This is a genomic window from Aeromonas sp. R6-1 (assembly GCF_040908165.1).
Lineage (GTDB): Bacteria > Pseudomonadota > Gammaproteobacteria > Enterobacterales > Aeromonadaceae > Aeromonas > Aeromonas caviae.
Map to the genome: position 1 here is coordinate 35481 of NZ_JBFODF010000011.1, position 22921 is coordinate 58401.

Consider the following 22921-nt stretch of genomic DNA (forward strand, 5'->3'; position numbering starts at 1 on the left):
AGTGTGTGTCCTTCCTTGTGAGCACGCTTAACCAATCAGGGAGAGGGCGTAGTCCAGCACCTTGTCGCCGCGCTGCATGCCGTAATCCATCATGTCGATAGGTTGTACCTTGATGCCGTGAGCCGCCGCCTTGGCTTGCAACTCCGGTTGCATGTACTTGATCTGCGGTCCCAGCAAGACCACCTGGTAATGGGGCATCTGGTCATCGAACTCCGATGCGCCAAAAGCCTTGATCTCGGCAGCCAGGCCCCGTTTTTCGGCTTCTACCAGCATTTTTTTCACCAGCAGGCTGGTGGACATCCCGGCAGAGCAGCACAACATGATTTTTTTCATGATCATTCCTCAGTTATTAAGCTGGGCTCACTATAGATCGATGCAACAAAGTGGGAAATCGATTTCATAAATCGAGTTTTGTAATTGTGATCGCGATCACTTGATGGATATCTGATATAAGGTCGATAAAATAAAATATCGTTATTTATCAGTTAATTGTAATTATTTTTATGATGTGGTTTACGCCATGTTTGTTCGACTTGGCATTTTGAAATATCGATTTCAAGTTTGTCGTGGTTTTCATGCTGCTCCTGCCCCCTGCATGATGCAGGGGGCGCTTTCGGCATGGTGCCGATCCGGCGCCCATGCCAGCAACCCCGGATAACCGAGCCCATCGCCGTGCTCCTTCACCCTCTTGTAGCAGGGGGTCATGGTGGCGGCTAAGGGGCTCTGTACAGTGTCTTGCTCAGATGGCGGGCTCAGCCTGGGGTTGCCTTGTGGTGCTCGCTGAGGGTCACGAAACCCGATTCAGGAGCCGGGTATCCTGCTTTCCCGCCTGCTTCGCGCGGGGGGCACTGTAGAAGAGGCGGGGAGCGGGTGATGCCCAGATGGCGTCAGCAGATCTGATGGCAAATGAGGGATCAAGTGGATGCGCAAATAAGGTGGCCAAGAGACGGACATGTAAAGGCAGGGTTGCGAAGGTGCGGTCAGATGCAATGAAATGATCGATAAGAGAGGGTTCTGCTGCCGTCAGCCTCTGAATGATGACGGAAAAGGGAAACGGAAAACGTAGAGTGGAGGGCGGCGACAGGTGCGGGAACTGTCCTGGGAAAGAACGGCAGGAGAGTAAAACAATGCTCCGTCACGGGGACGGAGCATTGGAAGGGTGATCAGCGGGTCAATCCACCTTCATCCAGTACGCTGACCGTCCAGAAGAAGGGGGCATTCCAGTTGACGGTGACCTCGTTCAGCGTCCAGGCACCAATCTCATCTTTCCAGCAGGTCTGGCCGGTACACTTGCCCTTGAGGGTGGAGGCAACGGGATCGCTGAAGTTGATGGAGTTCGGCCCGCCCGAGAGTACTCCTGGCGGAACCAGGGGAGACGCGGGGTCGATGGGGTGAGCCCAGAACCTGTGGTGCGGATTCTTCAGCGGACGGCTGCCGTAGCCCGACACATAGGACTGGTCGAGGGGGTTGCGGCCGAGCACATAGTCCATGGCATCGGACATGGCCTGCAGGTATTTGCGCTCTCCCGTGAAGTCATGGGCCAACCCGAGGAAGATGCTGCGGTTCATCAGGTTGGAGTTGGAGCCCCAGGGGTATTCGGTAGCCTGATAGGGGATAAGGTAACCCTCCGTCGCCACGCTCTTCTGGTAGCCGTCAGCTGCGGCGATGATAGCGGCGCGCGCCTTCTCCACTTCCTGTTTGCCCAGTTTGTTGGGCACCATGGCCAGCGTGATGGTCCCTGCGCTGCTGAGATCCTGCCAGTAGAGATCACCGCTTGCGCTGCGATCCCCCTTGGGGGCGGCCAGATAGAGAGGGGACTGCTGGACGGCCTGCTTGTACTCGGCTTTGCCGGTGGTGGCAAACAGCTCGGCGGCAGCCCAGTAGAATTCGTCCTTCAGGTTGGTGTCATCATAGGGACCGGATCCCACAAAGTTGTCATAGGCATAGACGTCCGGATGGCGGTTGGCCGCCTTCCAGGCTCGTTCCGCTGCCTGCAGGCTGCGCTGTGCGAAGGCCGGATCCAGATCCTTCCATACGCGAGCAGACTGGGCGGCGGTGGCCGCCAGGTTCAGAGTCGCAGCCGTGCTGGGGTGGCTCAGGAAACGGGGTTGTGGATCCTTGTGGGGCGGGAGCGGCATCCCGGTCCAGGCTTCGTCGGCGACCTTGTGGAAGACCATGCCGGAGGCATCGATCTCGGTCAGTTTCAGGCTGTCGAGCTGCTTGGACTGATCGCCTACCGGCACCCAGGCCTTCTTGCCTTCGGGCACCTGCATGGCGAGGAAGAACTCCATCATCCAGCGGGACTCGTCCAGCAGATCGTTGTAGCCGTTGTGCTGTTCCGGGATCTTGACCTTGCCGTCGGCAAAGGCGCTCTTGTCACCCTCTTTCGCCAGCTGCTCCCGTTCATAAAGGTTCATCAAGGTCCATACCGAGATCCCACCGTTGACCACGTACTTGCCCTGATCGCCGGCGTCGTACCAGCCGCCGGTCACATCCAGCGTGAAGTCACAGCCAGGCCACTGGTTGCCCTTGGCGTCCAGCTTGTTGAAGCAGGTTACGTTCTCGGGCTTGTGTCCTGCCGGGCGAGCAAGGTCGGGGCGCTGGACATATTTGGCTTCGATGTCGATGCCGCTACGCTGCTGATAGAAGAAGGAGAGGGCATCGAATTTCATGGTGTGATAGATGTCATCGCCGATGCTGAACGGATGACTCTTCTGGCCGGCGATCTCCAGTACCAGGCCGGTGCCCGGGGTGGTGACCTGACTGAAGTCGGCAATCTGTACGTTCTCGCCGGATGCGGCATTCAGGCCAAAGGGCGTGGTCTTGCCTTCCGCGATGGTCTCACCCTGGGCATTGCGCAGGGTCCAGGGGAGCGCGTCCTTGCTGTCGGTGGCGATGGTCGCCCGTTTCAGAGCCTTGCTCAGATAGCCGACCTGGTTGACGCGCACGCTGCCCAGCTCCGATTTCTTGATCAAGGAGGGGCCCGATAGCGTGGCTTCACCGATACAGACAGTGGTCGGTGTCTGGGTGCCCATCTGAAGTTGGAACTGGGTCTTCTCGTCAGTGGCAGAAGGTGTGAACTGGATATCGAACGGTTTGGGCGTGCTGCCGAGGGCGAGGTCCTGCACCATGTAGTTGGTGTAGGGGGCGCCATCATGCTGGATCAGGGCCTTGACGTTGATGTCGCTCTTGGCCATGGCAGTGAAATGGAGTTTGTAGGTTTGCCCCTGCACCAGGCCGAGATTGGACTGACCCAGGATGACATCCCAGGGATTGGAGCCCGACTCGGTGAAGGTGATACAGCCCATCTGGTTCTCGGCGTTCAGGGTCCCCCCGGCCGTCCACCATCCATCGGTTCCCTGGAAGCCCCCATTGGTCAGCAATTCACCCACAGGTCCGGCAGATGCCGAGGAGGTCGCTGAACCAGATGCTCCTGCGCTGGGCAGTGAGCAGCCATGCAAGCCAATGACGCAAGACATGGCAAGCGTCAGGGCACTAAGCCGAGATGTTTTCATTGTTACCCCTTTGATCACAGACGGAAATAATGGCGTCGATTTTCGCACTCACGCAGAAAATGACCGAGTCATCCTGCGGCCCGCATTTCACTGTCAAGATTCACACACAATCCTTGAGTGGAAATCGATTTCACGATTCAGGTAACAGTAAATTTTTTGGCAGATCAAGTTTGCTTTTATGAAATGTGATGGAGACGGCAAATTTTCGTTTATTGATATATTCATGCACTTGAATTGAATTCCATTGAATCCTTTCAACATTCCTCTGACTCCCCAGCCGTTTGGCCATATCGGTGTCGTTCCAGGCAGCTCATGCGGCAAATCAATGTGATAGATTGCATTTAAATTATTGTTTTAATTTTATTTTGTTGATCTTTCTGACATGAGTCTACCCGCTCTCCCTGTTCCTTCCTGGGTATTCTGCTGATGAGGCACGCCCCCGAGTTTGTGAGTTGCATCACTATTTTCTCTTTCAGCGGGATCTTTGTCATGGCATGACAAAGATACTGCTGGAATGACGAAGAGATTTCTGTTTACCATTTAATATTCTTGCAATCGATTTCAGGTTCGACTGTTTTTCAAGACGACTCGCCATGAACGATGAGTCCAGGCGATGAACGAGAACATCCGGAGAGTCATAAGGAAAATGCGTAAAACTACAGGTCTCACCAGGTCTATGACCTGCCTATTCGTGGGGTGCGGCATCTGGAGTGCCGGGATGGCGGATGAGTTGTCGACCATGCCCTATTTTTCCACCTGGCCGCAGATCCACAGCGCCATTGTCAGGGACGAGGGGATGGAGCGCCAGATCCAGGCTCTGCTCTCCCGGATGACCCTGGAGGAGAAGGTTGGCCAGATGATCCAGCCCGACTTTCGTGAAGTGACACCTGAGGAGGTGACGCGCTACAAGATTGGCTCCGTCCTCAACGGGGGGGGTGGCTGGCCCGGCAACAACAAACACGCGTCGGCCCAGGACTGGGCACACCAGGCCGACACCTATTGGCAGGCGGCGGAAGCGGGCTTTGAGGGCAGGGGGTATCGCATCCCCTTCATGTGGGCGACCGATGCGGTGCACGGCCACAACAACGTCTTCGCGGCGACCCTCTTCCCGCACAATATCGGCCTGGGGGCGGCGCGGGATCCGGATCTCATCTACCGTATCGGCCAGGTGACGGCGCGGGAAGTGGCCGCCACCGGGCTGGATTGGACCTTCGCCCCGACGGTGGCGGTGCCGAGGGATGATCGCTGGGGCCGGACCTATGAGGGCTATTCCGAAGATCCCGCCATCGTCTATCACTATGCCGGCGAGATGGTGCGTGGCCTGCAAGGTTCCGCGACGGATCTGCGCGGCCAGCGCCATGTCATCTCGAACGTGAAACACTTCGTGGGGGACGGCGGTACCCTGAACGGGGTCGACCGGGGTCAGAACTTCTATTCGGAAGAGGACCTGCGCAACCTGCACGCGGTGGGCTACTTCTCGGGGCTGGATGCCGGTGCCCAGGTGGTCATGGCTTCGTTCAACAGCTGGCACAACGAGCTCAACCGCGACGTGCTGCCAGAAGACGGGGTGGAGTACAACGGCAAGCTGCACGGCAGCCGCTATCTGCTGACCGACGTGCTCAAGGGCAAGATGGGCTTTGATGGTCTTGTCGTCTCTGATTGGAACGGTCACAGCGAGATCGCCGGTTGCACCATGGGGAGCTGCCTGCCTGCGGTGCTGGCCGGGGTCGACATCTTCATGGTCACGGCGCGCAAGGACTGGATGGAGTTTCGCCAGAGCCTGCTCGATGGCGTGGCGAGCCGGCAGATCCCGATAAGCCGGATCGACGATGCCGTGACGCGTATCCTGCGGGTCAAGATGCGGGCCGGGCTGTGGGAGAAACCCATGCCGTCGGCCCGTGAGCTGGCGGGCAAGCAGGGTGAACTTGGTGCCGTGACGCACAAGGCGCTGGCCCGGGAGGCGGTACGCAAGTCGCTGGTGCTGCTCAAGAACGAGGGCAGGATCCTGCCCCTGAGCCGGCAGAGCCGGGTGCTGGTGGCTGGAAGCGCCGCCAACGATCTGGGCAAGCAGGTGGGGGGCTGGAGCCTGACCTGGCAAGGCAGCGAAAACGGGCGCGGTGATTTCCCCGGTGCCCAGAGCGTGCTGGATGCGGTGACCGCCACCGTCGGTGCGGATCATGTGCAGGTGAGCGCGGGATCCGGTGAGTTTGCGGGAGCCAAGCCCGATGTCGCCATCCTGGTCATGGGGGAGGATCCCTATGCCGAGTGGTTCGGCGACATTCCTGACAACAAGACCCTTGCCTATGGGGATCTCAAGAGCAGCTATCACGAGGACCTGTTGACCCTCAAGCGGCTGAAGGCGGCCGGCATCCCCGTGGTGACCGTGCTTTTCTCCGGACGTCCGCTCTACGTCAATGAGGAGCTCAATCTCTCTTCCGCCTTTGTCGCCGCCTGGCTGCCGGGCACCGAGGGGGAGGGGATCACCGATCTGCTGTTCAGGGATGCCAAGGGCAAGGTGGCCCATGACTTCCAGGGACGCCTCTCCTTCTCGTGGCCCTTCAGCAAGTGCGCCACCACCATCAATCGCACGCCCACCCATATCCCGGGCTGGCAGCGTCCAGCCTTCGAGCAGGATCCAGCGGGTGAGTACGCACCGCTCTTCCCCTATGGCTACGGGCTCAGCTACGGCAAGCCTTCCCCTGTGGCGGCCCGGGTCAGCAACCTCAATACCCTGACCCTGGATAAACGTACCTTCGGCTGCAACGAGAGCGACCCCGCCAAACTGAGCGCCGCTGACAAGGTGCTCGAGCTGTTCGGGCCAAAGGCGGGTGAAGAACACCGTCTGCGCATGGGGGATGCCAGCAACTGGACGGGGACTGAAGTCTCCGGCAACAGCGTGACCGAGATGACCTTCATCAAGGTTCAGCCCATCGACTACCTGCGCCAGCAGGATGCGCGAGCGGTCACCTTCCTCGGGGCTAACAAGCCGGGTGTCGACTCCGGGGCCACGATCCAGTTGCAGACCACCCAGGTCAAGGGGGCGGATCGTCGCACCTACCTGAAGGGCGAGAGCGAGCTGCAGGTGACGCTGCGGGTGCAGCAGGCGCCAGCGGGGGACATGACGCTGGGGCTGCAGTGTGGCTGGCCCTGCGGCAAATCCATCGAGATTGCTCCGGCCTTGCGCCAGTTGCCCCCGCAGAAGTGGGTGACCCTGAGTCTGCCCCTGCGCTGCCTCGAAGAGGGCATGGACTTCGCGAAGGTCAATACCCCCTTCATCCTGGGTACCAGTGGACAGGCGCGTATCGACATGGCGACCGTTCGCTGGGTTCCGGCTTCTCTGCTGGGGGCCTCAGGGGAAGTGGTCAGGCTCGATTGCCAGGGCAGGTTGAGTCGATAAGCCGTCAGCCAGATGCACCAGGATGCCTGTCGGGCTCCTGGTGCCTTGATAACCGACTCCGCCCCGATGCGGAGGGAGAGGTGGGAGAGAAGGATGTCGATCGTACAGCGGATCAGATTGGGCTTTACGCTGCTGCTGGTCCTGTTGCTATTGCTCGGGGCCATCAGTTACCTGAAGACGACCTCCATTCACGGTCGTTTCCAGCAGGTGACCGAGGAGGCGACACCTCAGGCCCTGACCGCCAGCCGGCTGCGCGCCGCGTTGCTGATGGCCGACAGGGACAGCCTGGCGCATCTCGCCATCCGGGAGACGTCGGCGTTCCCCGAGTCCCGTCAGCGTGTTGCCCAGGACAAGGTCCGCTATGAGCAGCACATCAAGGCATTCGCGGCCCTGACACTCGATACCGAGAGTGAGCGGCAACTCGCCCGGGTCACCGACCAGGCCCCCCGGCTGTTTACCATCTCTGAGCAGTTGATGAGCCTGCACGAAGAGTCGGTCGAGCTGGAGCGGGTGCTCTCACGGATGCGGAGCGAGCTGCTGCACCTGGACGACAACTATCGTTCGGCGGCAGACCTGCTGGTGCGTTACACGGCGGGTCGGCGCTCTTTGCAGAACAAGGCGGAGCTCATCACCAGCGGTATTGCACGGGATCTCAAGCTGATCCTGCGTGCCGACGGCAACACGGATCTGGTGGCGCTACAGGGGGTGCTGGCCAAAGACATCGACATTGCGAACCAGCGTCTGGAGCGGATTGTTGTCCCCGATGACGTCAAGGCCAGATTCACCCGCCATGTGGCGCGCATTCCCCAGCTGGTATTTGGCGACAAGGGGCTGATTGCCACCCTGGTGCGCCGTCAGCAAATCAGCCAGCAACTCCATGGCTTGCGTGAACAGCAGGAGGCGCAGAGCCAGCAACTGGGGGAGGTCCTGGACAGGCTTATCGCCATCAGCAACCAGAGCATGCAGGAGGACAGGCTGAGTGCCGACGTCGCGGTTGACAGCGCCCGCACCTGGATCGTGATGGTGGCCCTGTGTTCCGTGCTCATCGCCCTCATTGTTGCCTGGAGTACGGCCCGCAGCATCCAGGTGCCGCTGGTGCGGATCAATCGGGTTCTCGGTCTGATGGCACAAGGGGACATGACGCTGCGGGTGCGCTACCCCGCCAGGAACGAGCTTGGTGAGGTCGCGAACTCCATCGACCAGCTGGCCCACCACACCAAGACGCTTCTGATGGAGGTCCAGACCGGCTCTGAGTACCTGGTGAGCGAGACGCGCAAGACCGCGGAGATCGGCGAGCAGGTGATGTCGCAGGTGCAGGCGCAGAAGGCCCAGACCGATCAGGTAGCGGCCGCCATCTTCGAGCTGGAGACCAGTGCGACCGAAGTGGCGCGCTCGAGCGATCATGTTCGTCGGGAGGTGGGGGAGGCCAATGACGAGAGCCGGCGCGGACGTCATCTGATGCAGGCCAATCGGGATGGCATCGAGCAACTGGCGACCGACATCGCCGGGGCCATGGCGATCACCCGCAAGCTCGAAGGCTACAGCAGCAACATTGGCAACATTCTCGAGGTGATCCGTGGCATGGCTGAACAGACCAACCTGCTGGCCCTCAATGCGGCCATCGAAGCGGCCCGAGCCGGGGAGGCCGGGCGGGGCTTTGCGGTGGTGGCCGAGGAGGTGCGGGCGCTGGCTACCCGTTCACAAGGGGCGACCCAGGAGATCCAGGTGATGATCGACAACCTGCAGGGATGCGCCCGCGATGTGGCGAGCGTGATGGCCCAGAGCCATGAGCAGACCCAGCAGAGCGTGCAGCAGACCCGGGATGTCGAGAGTGCCCTGGGGGGGATCGCCTCGCGCATGGAGGCCATCAAGGAGATTGCGGATCACATGGCTTATGCCGCAGCGGAGCAGATTTCGGTGAGTCAGGGAGTGGCCCAGCACGTGGCGGCCATCGCAGACGTGGCTCACGAGACCGAGCAGGCGTCCCGGGTATCGGCGAGCAGTGGTGAGGTGTTGTCGGGGCTGGCCAGCCAGCAGCAGAGTCTGGTGGCCCGTTTCAAGGTGTAGGAGAGAGGCGATGTGGAAATCTGTGAGTGCCCTGCTGGTCTGGGGGCTGAGTACGGCGGCGGTATCCCAGGAGCTGGTGCTGGAAACCTGGCGCGTGGATGACGAGGCGCTCTGGAAGGAGCAGTTTCTGCCCCGTTTTCAGGCGATCCATCCCGAGATCACCCTTAAGCTGCATTCGCAGCGCTCGGCGGATTACGATCGGGAGCTTGCCGAGCGGCTGGCGGCGGGGAAGGCAGGGGATCTCATCACTTGCCGTCCTTATGATCAGTCCCTGCGGCTGTTCCAGCAGGGGCATCTGCTGGATCTGACGGACCTGCCCGGGATGGAGAACTTCCCGAGCTTTGCCAAGGCCGCCTGGCAGACCGACTCCGGGGCCCAGACCTTCTGCCTGCCCATTGCCTCCGTGATCCAGGGTTTCTACTTCAATGTCGATATCTTCAACGCCCTTGGGCTGACACCGCCGCGAACCCGTGCCGACTTCTTCGCCGTGCTGGAGAAGGTGAAGCAGGATGGCCGCTATCTGCCGCTGGCACTGGCGGCTCACGACAGCTGGGTGGTCTCCGAGCTTGGTTATCAGAACATCGGTCCCAATTACTGGCATGGGGAAGATGGCCGCCTGGCGCTGATCAACGGTCAGGCGCGAGTGACCGATGCCCCTTATGTGGCGGCGTTTCGTGAGCTGGCGAGCTGGCGGCCCTACATAGGGGACCATCCTGCCGATGCCACCGAAGCACAGGCGGTGGATGCCTTTGCCGCGGGCAAGGCCGCCATGATAGTGGCGGGCTCCTGGTCGCTGGCCCAGTTCACCGGCAAGGTCAATTTTGGTGCCTTCCCGCCCCCCGTCGCGCAGGAGGGGGACACCTGCTATTTCACCGATCACACCGACATGGGGATCGGCATCAATGCCGCCAGCCCGAACAAGGAGGCCGCCCTGAAACTGGTGGAGTGGATGGCAAGCGCCGACTTTGCCGAACGTTTCTCCAATTCGGTGCCCGGCTTTTTCTCCCTCTCCAATCACTTCTTCGAGCTCAAGGACCCGGTGGCGAGCACCATGATGGGCTGGCGGGATACCTGCGATTCCACCTTGCGTCTGGGGGCGCAGTTCCTCACCCGGGGTGAGCCATCGCTTACCACAGAGCTTGCGGAGGTATCGCAATCCGTGGTGCTCGGCACCATGACGCCGGAAGCCGCCGCCGCGCGCATCCAGCAGGGGTTGGCAAGCTGGTATCCCCCCCAGAAGGCGGCCACGAGAAGAGCCAGTCTGTGTGAAGCGGACGAGCCTCTCCCCACGCTGGCAACCAGCGCGGCCACCGGGACGGAATCCCCCTTCGCAGCGCCTTGACGGTGGCCACGCTCCCGCAGGGATCTGCACACTCCCCAAGGCGCCTTCAGGCGCCTTGTTTCATTCAGGTCGACCGGGTTCATCGGGTTGTGATTGCCAGGCTTTGGCTGGTGTCATGGGGCCAGGCCGGATTGAGGGGCCGGCAGAAGAGGGACGCCAGGTTGTGCGTGGTCTCTGTGCTATGTCAGAGAGTCAAGGTGGAAGTCGCGGCAGGGACTCGTCGCTCGCTGAACAGGAGGCTGACAAAAGAAAAACGGCCCGAAGGCCGCTTTGCGCTGATGCTGTGCAGGGATCTGATGCTTCGCAGGGAACTGCCCCGGTCTGTGTTCACCCCTTGTACGGCAGTGTGGTATCACGCACCACAATGCTCAACTCGGGCAGTTCGTCCGAGTTCAGCTCCGTGTTCTCGATCAAACCCAACAGAGTCTTGACCATCTTGACACCCATCTCGTAGATGGGCTGGCGCACCGTGGTCAATGGCGGGTTGGAAAAGGTGGAGAAGGGCAGGTCGTCAAAACCGATGAGAGAAACATCCTCAGGCACCCGCAAGCCGCACTGCTTGAGCCCCAGAATGGCCCCGTAACAGGTCTGATCGTTGGCGCAGAAGATGGCGGAGAATTTCCGGCCGCTCTCCACCAGCTTCTTGACGGCATTGAGCCCGCCGACTTCGGCGAAATCCCCCTGGATGACCAGGGAGGGGTCATATTCAATACCTGCGCTCACCAGGGCCTGGCGATAGCCATGATGACGCTCGATGGCATCGTTATGATCCGGTAAACCGACGATATGGGCGATGTCACGATGACCCAGATCCAATAAATAGCGAGTCGCCATGTAGCCACCCAGCCGGTTATTGATGCTGAAGGAGTGTACCCGCTCGGTCATGATATTGTGACCTGTGGCCACAATCGGTATTTGCTGGGAAAACTCGAGCAGTGTTTGCTGATTGACGTGGCCGGTCAAAATAATAAGGCCATCAACCCGCCGGGCCACCAGCAGACGCAACCGCTCAACTTCTTCTTCCGCATTCCAGTGACCGCTGACAATCAGCGGCACATACTCCATGCCCTGAAGAGTGTGTTCAACACCCCGCAACATTTCGTTGGAAAATGGACTCTCCACATGTTGGGTCAAAACACCCAGGGTCATGGACTGACCCGTTTTCAAATATTGCGCCATCAGGTTGGGACGAAAATTCAATTCCTGAATGGCATCTTCCACCGCCTGACGTTTATCTGCGGCCACTTTGGCCGAGCCGTTCAATATCCGGGATACAGTGCTTGCCGAGACACCGGCTCGGCGGGCGATATCATAGACAGTGGCTTTTTTCTCCTGAGCTGACTTCGACATCCCCCCTCCGTACTCGACTGTGAAAACCCCTGGTCATGGCCAGTGTTATATGAATATCTTCTTAATAAATCAGCAAGTTAGGATACCCGTTTCCCCAGGTGGTGACAAGCGATGATGCGCCTTGCCAGGGGAGGGAATGCTACTGCTGGGCGGCAAAAAAGACCTCTTTTGCCTTGGTAAAACCGGCTTGCTCGGCGGCTTTGACCCAGGCGAGCGCCTGCTCATAGTTTTTGCTCTGAACGGCAGTACGAATATGCTGATAATAATCCAGTTCACCCAACGATTTATCTGGTGAGACCATCACGGGCGATATGGTTTTTGCGATCTGCGTCGCATTTGCAGCGGGCTCTGCGTCCAGCGTCAAATATAGGCGTCCGGTAGCAGAGTGAGGCACTTCCACATTGATGAGGCGGGCGACATCCGTGGTGCGATCATATTGCATGGCGCGCTGGAGATCGTCCGGGTTGAGCCGGGTACTGCCCTGCATGTCCTTCGCCGTGGAATAGATCACCATATAGGCGGCCCGAGCGCTGCCGATGGGGGCCGGAATGGTGAATTCCCCCTGAATGTTCTGCCCTGAAATTAACGAACGACCGTCATAACTGAATGTGGAACCGGGAATGGTTTGAACGGCGTTGTATTGCTCGTCCAGCAACAGGATGCTGGGCAGGAAGACGGTATAGTCGACCGGAATGGTTATTTTGACGCGAGTTGCCTGGCTGACTTCGGGCAGCGAGAAGGCCATTACATAGCTTTTGCCTGAATCAAATGCATAGACCTGGCTGTCGGTGCTCACATCGACCCAGCGGCTCTCCTGCCCGAGGGACTGGAAGCGAAGTTCCTTGAATGACTCGACCGCCACCTTGTTCGACAATTGTTCCCGACCTTGTTCAACCTGTTGCTGCAGGGCGGAGACTGCCGATCCTGGCGAATGCTCCGGGCCCATGCCGGCGCATCCGGCCATCAGCAGACTGACCAGGAAAGGCAGACACTGCTTCGTTCCCTTCATCGTGTTTCCTCGTATGCAATGCGGGTCCCCCAAGGGACCCGAGATTATAGTGCAGATAAGTATCGCGACCTAACCTACCACCACATGTCCGCCTGTACACCGACCAGGAAATCTTCCCGGTCTTCCTGCCAGGGGGTCTCGTTGTTGTGATCGACATAGGTCGTCAGAATGCGGATCTCCGGTGAGGGCCCCATGCCGGTATTGACGGTGAAGGTCGGCACTATGCTGACCTTGTGAGAGGTGCCACCCCGTTCGACGTTGTCGATGATCAGGTTGTTTTTCACATATCCGACTTCCGTCTGGATGGAGAAGAACTCATTGATCGGGAATACCGGGCGCAGAGATGCGGCATACCAGGAGTCATGGCCACCCAGCTCGTAGTCGTTGTACTGGTAGGAGAGGGTCGGCAGCAGATGAATATTGGCGCCATACCAGCCACCCCAGAGGAAGAGGCGGTAGGATTGATCGCCTTCCATCACCTTGGACTGGTAGGGTTTATAGCCATCCGCCTTGTCCTGCAGTGTTTTCTGATACAGGGAGCCCTTGCGATACATGGCGGTATTGGTCAGGTTGGCACCCAGCAAGTCCCCTGAACCCAGCCCACGTCCTGCCTGGGCGATGAACTTGGAGAAGCCGCCCGGCATGAAGAAGAAGTCGTCGCGGGAATAGATGACGGTTCCTTCTGCCCCCTTGGTCGCATATTGCTTGTTGTCGCCGGTGAACTCGTTGCTGGGCATCTGCTTGAGTGCGATCTCCATGTCCCAGGCACCGTAGAGGGCGCTGGTGTGGAGGGTGTGCATGGTGGCTTCAGTGCCATTGGCGCGGTCGGAGTGGCTGGTGTCGTTGCTGTTGATATAGGCAAAGTCCCACTTGCCACCCGCCATCTCCATGGCTTTGATGCCGACGCCGGTTCCCGAGTAGTCCGTGTAGAAATAGTCGGTGGTCCAGATGTAGTTCTCGCGGTCGTAATAGCGCAGGCCACCCCACATGGTCCCGGTCGGGGTGATGCCACCCAGCTCCACATAGGTTTCTGACACACCGCTTTCGCGAGGCGCGGCACGGGTTTGCAGGCCATCGGCATCGGACTCCACCTTGAAGTGGATGTTGACCGACTTGTTGCTGCCCAGATCCCACAACTTGTTCAGGCCCGCTTCCCAGCTGTTGTCCAGCTCGGAGCCCAGGCGCCCCATGGTCTTGTCCATCTCATATTCGTACCCCGCCTTGGCGAAGTTGTCCTTGGCGTCAAACATCGAGCCGGCACGAATATAACCGTGGAAGCCAAAACTCTCGGCGGCATTCGATACTGCGGGCACTGCCAGCCCGCAACATGCCCCGACAAACAAGGCGAGTGACTTCAATTTCATCTTATTGCTCCAATCCGTAGAAAATTATTTTCAATCGATTTCTCGAAGATTCAATGCCTTGTCACTTGATCTGTTGGCAGGGCTGATTGCTGTCAAAGTCTGCCGGGATGGCTGTTTTCAGGGCCACGTTGGTGAAGGCGAAGCGCAGACCGGCCATGGAGTCCCAGGCCCCGCTCAGGTAAAGCGCCTTTTGCACCGAGCCGGTGTTGGCCGCCGGAATGAGAGAGGCGACCGGCAGGATGCAGCGGTACCAGGTGTCGTCATCGGGCACGATGTTGCTGTCCATGGTGAAGAAGGTGCCAAAGTCCGGGCCTGCGGTACCGTCCATGCGGATCTGGATGTTGGGGGAGTCACCGTAGCTGGAGACTTTCAAGTCGAGCAGCATGGCGCCGTCCTGATAGGCGGAGAGATCCCCATTGGCGCTGTCGGTCCCGAGGAAGGCGGCGCCATTGCCTGGCAGGTCCATGGTGATGACCTGGTTTTCATCCGTCAGGGTGCCGCCGAAGCTGGCTGCCGGGTAATCGGCGCTGCGGTCCTGGGCCTGGCTCTTGTCACCGGAGTAGTAGAGTGCGGCATCGGTGGCCACCAGCGCGGGGGCATTGTTGACGCCGGAGCCTGTGTCCGGATTGGTACCTGGATCGGTGCCAGGATCGGTACCGGGATCGGTTCCCGGGTCGGTGCCTGGGTCTGTGCCCGGGTCGGTAGCGCCGCCAGGCGCTTCACAGGTGACCGGGTCGACAACGGGCTTGGCCGAGGTGGTGAGCAGGTACTTGATGTTGGTGATTTCGTAGTTGAAGGCTTCCTTGGTGGCCAGGTGGAACGGTGTGCCCACAGTGGCGAGGTTGATGGCCGTGGCACCGGGGAAGGGCTTCATGCAGTTGATGGGCAGTGTGAGCGTTTCCCAGTCGCCCGAACCGGTCAGGGCGCTGGCAATGGGCAGGCTGCTGCGGTTGGGATACTCGTTGTCGATGGAGGCATTGAGCACTTCCGGCACCTTGCTCTTGGTCCGCAGCTGGAACTCGATGAAACCGGAGGCGTATTTGCTCAGGTTCAGAGGGGTGGCGGATTTGAGCATGAAGGTGCCATCTCCGTCACCGGCTACCTGCACATCGGCGGTGTCATCGGTACCGGCATTGTTGATGAGCACGGCGCTGATGCTGGTCATGGCGACGGGAGAAGCGGTGACCGGTTGCAAGCTCCAGTTGTCCTTCTCTGACTGGATGCTGGGGGTTGTACCCCCATTGGCACCGACCCCGAACAGGATCAGGGTGCTGTCGCCAGGGGGCGTGGTGCCACCGTTGTCGCCACCGTTATTACCACCGGTGTTGCCACTATTCGAGTCGATATTATCGGCCCCACCACACCCGCCAAGCAGGGCAGCGGCGATCAACGACGCCAAAAGTCCTTTTTTTGATGCATTCATACTGACCACTCCAATCAATGGGAAAAATATCCACCGCGATGAACCGTCAAGACTCAAACAGACGCTATGCAATCGATGCCAAGACAAATCATGCTGGCTTCATTTTCTTGAAATCGATTTCCAATGCAATGCTTATCCCCTGTGATGATCAAAGTTTGTGTTTCAAATCACAGAAAACGTGTCCTGACGACCAGCTGATGGGATGTGCAAGAAAGAGTTATCTTTAAATGAAAAGAGTTTATGATATTGTTTTTAATGGTTTATTTTATTTTTCTCTTGAGACTGACGATCAGAGGGAAAGTATCGGAGTAGATCTGCAATGTATCTGAGGTGATTGCGATGTGTCGATTTCTGAGCAACACTTAAATTGACTTCGATTTCATGGTGTATTACATGAGAACCAGGGTGTCATCAACCTTGCGGGGGCCTCTCCAGCGGTTCAGACACCAGGAGTGTCCAGCCTTGACTGGTGATGGCAGACAGCATGCAGTCGATGAGGCCAAGGGTGTCGGCCGTCAGAGCGATGCTGAGGCCGGGTTCCGGCAGGGTTGGCACCGACCCGGGATGGTGCAAGCCCCCTGTGCCAGATAGCAGATCGCCATCTTGGAGAAGACCAAGGATGCACCGGCGACGGAGGGTTGGTCACAAATCCTGGAGAGGCAACCCGCGATAGGGTCGCCCCGCAGCACCGGCCATGAACCACAGGCCCGGCACCATGGCGCGCTCATCCTCTTCGAAGGAACGCAAAATGGTGCCAGGCATGCATTGCATGATCATCGTCTCCCCAGGGCCAGCAAACCCGAGCAGCGGTCAGCATGATCGGTGCTTTGCTCGCTGTGTCCGCCAGGCCTGAATGCGCGCCTGGGTACCGATGACGAAGACAAAGAAGACCGGCACGAAGAAGATGGCCAGCAGGGTGCCGCTGATCATGCCGCCGAACACGCCGGTGCCGATGGCATGCTGGGTCTCCGCGCTGGCACCGCTGGCAAGCATCAGCGGCACCACACCGAGGGTGAAGGCGAGTGATGTCATCAGGATGGGGCGCAGACGCAGGCGTGCGGCGGTCACCGCAGCGTCAAGCAGCGAGCGCCCTTCGCCGTGCAACTGGCGGGCAAACTCCACGATGAGGATGGCGTTCTTGGCCGACAGGCCGATGATGGTGATCATGCCCACCTTGAAGAAGACGTCGTTGGGCATGCCGCGCAGCATCACCGCCGCCACGGCGCCGAGCAGGCCCAGGGGGACCACCAGCATCACGGAGAGCGGAATGGACCAGCTCTCGTAGAGCGCGGCCAGCACCAGGAAGACCACCAGCGCCGACAGCAGCATCAGCAGGGGGGCCTCGGCCGACGACTGGCGCTCCTGCAGCGACTGTCCCGTCCAGGCCAGGGCGAAGCCTGGCGGCAATTGCGCCACCAGGCGATCCATTTCCGCCATCGCGGCGCCACTGGACACCCCGGGGGCGGCACTCCCGGAGAGACGCACGGCGGGGAAGCCCTCGAAGCGCATCATCTGTTGCGGCGACTGGCGCCAGGTCGGCGTCACCACCTCCCGCAGGGGCACCATGCCGCCGCTGGCATTGCGCACCCGCAGGCCGAGTACGTCATCGAGCTGCATGCGCGCCGACGCGTCGGCCTGCAGGATGACCTGCTGCATGTGTCCGCCGTTGGGGAAGTCGTTGATATAGAGCGATCCCATCGCCGCCGACAGGGTGCTGCTCACGCTGGTGAACGAGAGTCCCATGGCCTCGGCTTTCTGACGGTTGATCTCGAGGTGAATGCTCTCGCCGGGGGGCAGGCTGTCGGGATAGACATCGCTCACCACTTCGCTTTGGGCCGCCAGTGCCAGCAGTTGCGCCTGGGCGGCCAGCAGCGCGGCCTCCCCCTGGTTGGCCCTGTCTTGCAGGAAGAGCGTGAAACCCGAAGAGGTGCCCAGTTCGTCGATGGCGGGCGGCAGCAGGCTCATCACGGTGCCTTCCTTGCTGTTGGCCATGGCGGCCTGTGCCAGCTCAGCCTCTTCGGCAGCCGTGGCACCATGACGCTGGTCCCAGTCTTTGAGCATGGTGAAGGCCATGGCCGCATTGGGGCCGGCGCCGGAGAAGCTGAAGCCTTGCACCACCAGATTGGTGTCGAGCGCCTCGCGAGAGGCCACATGGGCCTCGAACTCCTTGATGACGGCCAGGGTGCGCTCGCTGGTGGCGCCGGTCGGCAACTGGATGGAGGTCATGAAATAGCCCTGATCCTCGTCCGGCAGGAAAGAGGAGGGCAGTTGGGTGGCCGCAATGGCCAGCACGGCGCAGAGGGCGGCGAAGGTAGCCATCACGCGTCCGCTGCGCCCGACCAGCCGGGTGACCCGAACGCTGTAGCCTGTGGTGAGCCGCTCGACGCCCCGGTTGAAGGCGCCGAAGAAACCGCGCTTCTCATGGTGACTCGGGCTGACCGGACGCAGCAGGGTGGCGCAGAGCGCCGGCGTCAGGGTCAGGGCGAGGAAGGCGGACATCAGGATCGAGACCGCCATCGACAGGGTGAACTGCTGGTAGATGACCCCCACGGAGCCGCTGCCGAACGCCATGGGGATGAACACCGCCGTGAGCACCAGGGTGATGCCGATCACCGCCCCGGTGATCTCCTTCATGGCCCGCGATGTCGCCTCCCTGGGCGATAGCCCCTGGGTGGCCATCAGGCGCTCGACGTTCTCCACCACCACGATGGCGTCGTCGACGATGATACCGATGGCCAGCACCATGCCGAACATGGTCAGGGAGTTGATGGAAAAGCCGGCCAGCAGCATCACCGCGAAGGTGCCAAGCAGGGCGATGGGGGCGACGATGGCCGGGATCAGGGTGTAGCGCAGGTTCTGCAAGAAGAGGAACATCACCAGGAACACCAGCACCATGGCTTCCAGCAGGGTGTGGATCACCTTGTCGATGGAGACCTTGACGAAGGGGGCCGAGTCGAACGGGATCGAATAGGCCATGCCCGCCGGCAGGGTTGGCGAGAGCTGGGCAAGGCGAGTGCGCACCGCATCGGCGGTGCGCACGGCGTTGGCGCCAGGGGAGAGCTGGATGGCGGCGCTGGTGGCAGCCACCCCGTTCTCGCGGTTGGAAAAGGCGTAGGATTGCGCCCCCAGCTCGACCCGGGCCACGTCACCCAGCACCAGCTTGGCGCCATCACTACCGGCCCGCAGCACGATGGCGGCGAACGCCTCGGGAGTGGTCAGCTGCCCCTCTACCGTGAGGGGAACCGTCAGTCGCTGGCCAGGCAGGGCGGGTTCGTCTCCGAGGCGCCCCGGTGCAATCTGCACGTTCTGCTGCTCGATGGCCTGCGCCACCTCGCTGATGGTCAACCCGTAGGCGGCGAGTTTGCCCGGATCCACCCAGATGCGCATGGCCTGCTCGGCGCCGAACAGCTGCACCCGCCCCACCCCGTCGATGCGGCGCAGCTCCTGCACGATATTGCGCGCCATGTAGTCGTTCAGCGCGACCTCATCGAAGCGGCCATCCGGTGAAGTCATGCCGACCATCATCAGAAAGCCGGACGAGGCGGACTCCACCTGCAGGCCGGTTTGCCGCACCGCCTGTGGCAAGCGAGGCTCGACCGCCTTGATGCGGTTTTGCACGTCCATCTGGGCCAGCTCCGGATCGGTGCCCGGCTTGAAGGTGGCGGTGATCTGCGCGCTGCCGGAGGCATCTACCGACGACTCGAAGTAGAGCAGGTTCTTCACCCCAGACAGCTCGCGCTCGATCAGGCTCACCACCGCATCGTTCAGGGTCTGCGGCGTGGCGCCCGGATAGGTGGCATAGAGGGTCACCGACACCGGCGCCACCGAGGGATAGCGGGAGATGGGCAGCTTGGGGATGGCGATGACCCCCGCCAGCACGATGAAGAGGGCGATCACCCAGGCAAACACCGGGCGATGAATGAAAAACTGCGGCATGAAATGTCTCCGATTCAACGGTTACCGGCGTCAGCCTGCTGGCTGACTGCGGGGGATTGCCAGGGATGGGCAATGACTTGCGTCCCCGGGGTCAGGCGGTCGATCCCCTCGATCACCACCCGCTGTCCGGCGCTGAGCCCGGACGCGATTCGGTAATGGCTATTCACCAGTTCAGCGGTGTTGACCGGAACCAGTTGTGCCTGCCCCTGGCCATCCACCACCCACACGCTGGTCTGGCCCGATGTGCGCACCACCGCCTGCTGAGGCACGCTCAGGGCGTTGGCATAGCGGGCACGGGGAATGCGCGCCTGTACGTAGAGGCCGGGCAAGAGCCGCCGCTCCGGGTTGTCCACCAGTACCCGCAGCAGTACGTCACCGGTCCCGGCATCCACCTCGATGCCGGAGAAGAGGATGTGCCCCTGCATGCCGAGCGGCTTGCCGTCGCTGCCGAGGATGTCCACCGTCAGTTCCGGTGCCGTCGAGCCAGCCTGCTGGCGCAGGGTGTCGAGCACAGAGGCCGGTTGACGCACATCGACGTAGACCTGATCGATCTGCTGGATCCTGGCCATGGGGGTGGCATCGGTGGGGGACACCAGGGCCCCTTCACTCACCAGCGCCTGATCGATGCGCCCGGCGATGGGGGCTTCCACGCTGGCAAATTGCAGGTTCAGCTGGTGCCGGGCCAGGGTCGCCCTGGCCTGGGCCACGTCGGCGGCCGCTTGATCACGCTGGGAGACAGCATCGTCATAGGTCTGGCGGCTGATGGCCTCGGTGCGCAGCAGCGGCACCAGACGGTCAATCTGGATACGGGCGCGGGCCAGCACGGCCTCCGCGCGCTGCAATGCGGCGGCGGCGCTGTCGACATCCGCCTTGAAGGGGGCCGGATTTATCTGGAACAGCACGGTGCCTGCGCCGATTTCGGCGCCCTGCTCGAACAGGCGGCGCTGCACGATGCCGCTGATCTGGGCCCGAATCTCGGCGCTGCGCACCGCGGCTACCCGGGCGGGCAGATCCTCACTGATGACCAGGTCCTGTCCTGCCAGCGTCATCACCGACACCTGAGGAAGGGCCGGCGCATCTTGCGCTTGCGTGGCCCCATCGCAACCTGCCAACCCGAATACGGCAATGACGGCGAGCAGGGCGCCCGCATACCGCTGTTTGACAAACATCATACTCACCTCGTTAAACCGCCTCCCGGGCATGGTGTTGCCGCGAGAGCACATCGAGCGGGCATTATGGAGAGGGGCTATTGCGAATGATTCGAGGCTTTGTGGAGAATCCATGGAGGCGGTGATAAAGTTCAAACCCACCATTTTCGAGGCCGACCATGTCGTATCTTCCTGCTTCCGCCAACCCGGCTGCCCAGTCACTGGTACTGATTGCAGAGGATGAAGCCGAGATAGCCGACATCCTCGCCGCTTACCTGCAACGCCACGGATTGCGCACCCTGCATGCCGCCGATGGCCGCGAAGCCCTGGCCATGCACCAGACATGCAAACCCGATCTCCTGTTGCTGGATGTGCAGATGCCGCAGCTCGATGGCTGGCAGGTGCTCAGCGAGATCCGGGCCCGTGGCGACACGCCGGTGATCATACTGACCGCCCTGGATCAGGACCTCGACAAGCTGATGGGGCTGCGCATGGGGGCGGATGACTATGTGGTCAAACCCTTCAACCCGGCCGAAGTGGTGGCTCGGGTACAGGCGGTGCTCAGACGCAGCCAGGCTGCGAAACAGACCACGGCCCGGGTACTGCGGGTCGGCCCCTTCCAGATCGATCTGGAGAGCCACGAGGCCAGCATTTGCCGCGATGAGGGGCAGCAGGTGCTGGATCTGACCCTTACCGAGTTCAAGTTGCTCGCCTCTCTGATGCGGGCACCCAAGCGGGTGTTCAGCCGCGCCGAACTGCTGACCCACTGCCTGCCGGAGGGGGATACCCAGGAGCGCACGGTGGACAGCCACATCAGCAAGCTGCGCAAGAAGCTGGAGGCACAGGGCATCCAGGGGATGCCCGCCAGTGTCTGGGGCGTCGGCTATCGCTTCGGGGGCGATGCGTGACATCGGCACCCGGCCTGCGCAGGCAGATCATTCGCTCTCTGGGGCTGATGGCGCTCGGCATCATCTGCCTCGCGGTGATCGGCACCTATGTGTTCTACGCCATTGCCGTGACCTATGTGCCGGGCAGCATCTCCGAGAGCTGGATGCCCTCCAGGGTCGAGATGATCTGGATTGGCTCGACCATTCTCATTGCATTGGGGATGGCGCTGTACGTGGCGGTGCGCCTCTCTCGGCGCATCCTGACCCCGCTCAATTCGGTGGCGAACAGCCTGCGAGAGGTGGCAGAGGGCAAACTCGATGCGCGCGTGCCGCTGGATGAACAGGCGATCGGGGAGACGGCGCAACTGGTGCGGGACTTCAACACCATGGCCGAGCGACTGCAAAGCATGACCCGCGAGCGGGAGTTCTGGAATGCCGCCATCGCCCACGAATTGCGCACCCCGGTGACCATCTTGCGTGGCCGATTGCAGGGGCTGGCCGAAGGGGTATTTCCGCCAGAGCGTGCGCTCTTTGAAGGTTTGTTGCGCCAGGTGGAGGGATTGACCCACCTGATCGAAGACTTGCGGGTATTGAGCCTCAACGACAGCGGCCACCTGGAGTTGCAACGAACAGAGGTCAGGCTGGCTGATGAGCTTGCCGTGGTGCTCGAGGCGTTTGCCACCCCTCTGGCTGCGAGCGGTTTCACCCTCAAGGGGGAACTCGATGCCGAACTCTGTGTCTGTTGCGATGCACTTCGCATCCGTCAGGCCCTGATGGCGCTGCTGGAAAATGCCCAGAAGCACGCGGTACCGGGCATGCTGACCGTGCGCCTGCATCGTTCGGGCACCCAGTGCATCCTGAGCGTGGAAGACGAAGGGCCTGGCATCAGCGAGGAGGTCGCCGCCCATATCTTCGAGGCGTTTCGCCGGGGGGATCCGTCACGCTCACGCAAGAGTGGCGGCAGCGGGCTCGGGCTGGCCGTGGTCAAGGCCATTGCCGAGGCCCACGGCGGCAGTGCGGTTTGCCAACCCGGCGGGCGGGGCGGCACCCTCTTCCTGCTTTCATGGCCCCTCTTGCACCCTGACGGCAGGCCATGACCCCGCGTTGCCCCATCGGTTGAGGATAGGCAAGCCGAGGCGCGTGTGTTGACTGTGATCCAACAGCCCAAAAAAAGCCCATCTCATGGGGAGAGACGGGCTTTTTTAGGCTATGTCCCAATTACGTGTTGCATCGGGTGCCCTAGCGCCTCATGCAAACACATCTTGGTATTTACCTCCCTGCCGTAACGTTCCAGCATCCTGCGCCAGCCCAGATAATTCCTCAGGTAGTGGGTTGCGACTCCATGGAATCGTTCCATCCACTCCTTCAACCGCCGGTGATATCCGTTCACATGCTGGATGTGGTATGCCCCAATGACTCGCTCACCTCGACGGTTGTACACCACCTGATGTGTTATGCCCCGCGCTTGGCTGAAACTGGCATA

The 22921-nt window shown here is 60.8% G+C and carries 13 protein-coding genes and 1 pseudogene; 5 read left to right on the top strand and 9 right to left on the bottom strand.

The window, feature by feature from the left end; translation table 11 throughout:
- Positions 1–27: 27 nt before the first annotated feature.
- Complete coding sequence (locus AB5Y68_RS01850) at positions 28–333, bottom strand: PTS sugar transporter subunit IIB (protein ID WP_010673339.1); 306 nt, start codon at positions 331–333, stop codon at positions 28–30.
- Between the two features lie 830 nt (positions 334–1163).
- Positions 1164–3515, bottom strand: coding sequence for a glycoside hydrolase family 9 protein (locus AB5Y68_RS01855; protein WP_336574559.1), 2352 nt, complete (start codon positions 3513–3515; stop codon positions 1164–1166).
- Between the two features lie 718 nt (positions 3516–4233).
- Between AB5Y68_RS01855 and AB5Y68_RS01860 the strand changes: the two genes are divergently transcribed.
- The 3 genes from AB5Y68_RS01860 to AB5Y68_RS01870 all read left to right on the top strand — a co-directional run bounded on the left by AB5Y68_RS01860 (position 4234) and on the right by AB5Y68_RS01870 (position 10321).
- Entirely contained in the window at positions 4234–6912 is a 2679-nt protein-coding gene (locus AB5Y68_RS01860; RefSeq protein WP_039041341.1) for a glycoside hydrolase family 3 protein, read from the top strand.
- A 93-nt stretch (positions 6913–7005) separates the two neighbouring features.
- The gene (locus AB5Y68_RS01865) at positions 7006–8979 is read left to right on the top strand and encodes a methyl-accepting chemotaxis protein (protein WP_039041340.1); all 1974 of its coding nucleotides are present in this window, start codon (positions 7006–7008) and stop codon (positions 8977–8979) included.
- A gap of 10 nt (positions 8980–8989) precedes the next feature.
- Positions 8990–10321 carry an ABC transporter substrate-binding protein gene (locus AB5Y68_RS01870; protein WP_039041339.1) on the top strand — a complete coding sequence of 444 codons (1332 nt, stop codon included), beginning with the start codon at positions 8990–8992 and terminating at the stop codon, positions 10319–10321.
- A 327-nt stretch (positions 10322–10648) separates the two neighbouring features.
- Here AB5Y68_RS01870 and AB5Y68_RS01875 read toward each other — a convergent pair whose 3' ends face one another.
- From AB5Y68_RS01875 to AB5Y68_RS01900, 6 genes are all read right to left on the bottom strand, one after another.
- Entirely contained in the window at positions 10649–11671 is a 1023-nt protein-coding gene (locus AB5Y68_RS01875; protein ID WP_039041338.1) for a LacI family DNA-binding transcriptional regulator, read from the bottom strand.
- 139 nt (positions 11672–11810) lie between these two features.
- Positions 11811–12680, bottom strand: a complete 870-nt coding sequence (locus AB5Y68_RS01880) for a MalM family protein (protein ID WP_039041337.1) — start codon at positions 12678–12680, stop codon at positions 11811–11813.
- A gap of 74 nt (positions 12681–12754) precedes the next feature.
- A complete protein-coding gene (locus AB5Y68_RS01885; protein WP_039041336.1) occupies positions 12755–14044 on the bottom strand; it encodes a carbohydrate porin in 1290 nt (429 codons plus the stop codon).
- A 61-nt stretch (positions 14045–14105) separates the two neighbouring features.
- Positions 14106–15443 (bottom strand): putative glycoside hydrolase, encoded by a 1338-nt coding sequence (locus tag AB5Y68_RS01890; RefSeq protein ID WP_124244622.1) that lies wholly within the window; start codon positions 15441–15443, stop codon positions 14106–14108.
- Between the two features lie 834 nt (positions 15444–16277).
- Positions 16278–19403 carry a multidrug efflux RND transporter permease subunit gene (locus AB5Y68_RS01895; protein WP_039041334.1) on the bottom strand — a complete coding sequence of 1042 codons (3126 nt, stop codon included), beginning with the start codon at positions 19401–19403 and terminating at the stop codon, positions 16278–16280.
- A 14-nt stretch (positions 19404–19417) separates the two neighbouring features.
- Positions 19418–20575, bottom strand: coding sequence for an efflux RND transporter periplasmic adaptor subunit (locus tag AB5Y68_RS01900; protein WP_039041333.1), 1158 nt, complete (start codon positions 20573–20575; stop codon positions 19418–19420).
- A gap of 155 nt (positions 20576–20730) precedes the next feature.
- On the opposite strand from AB5Y68_RS01900, the gene AB5Y68_RS01905 reads away from it, so the two are divergent.
- The gene (locus AB5Y68_RS01905) at positions 20731–21459 is read left to right on the top strand and encodes a response regulator (RefSeq protein ID WP_039041332.1); all 729 of its coding nucleotides are present in this window, start codon (positions 20731–20733) and stop codon (positions 21457–21459) included.
- Positions 21456–22535 (top strand): ATP-binding protein, encoded by a 1080-nt coding sequence (locus tag AB5Y68_RS01910; protein WP_039041331.1) that lies wholly within the window; start codon positions 21456–21458, stop codon positions 22533–22535. Before AB5Y68_RS01905 ends, AB5Y68_RS01910 begins: the two co-directional genes overlap by 4 nt.
- Positions 22536–22645: 110 nt before the next feature.
- Here the strand turns inward: AB5Y68_RS01910 and AB5Y68_RS01915 are convergent.
- A pseudogene (locus AB5Y68_RS01915) lies at positions 22646–22921 on the bottom strand (IS1595 family transposase); the annotation flags it as partial.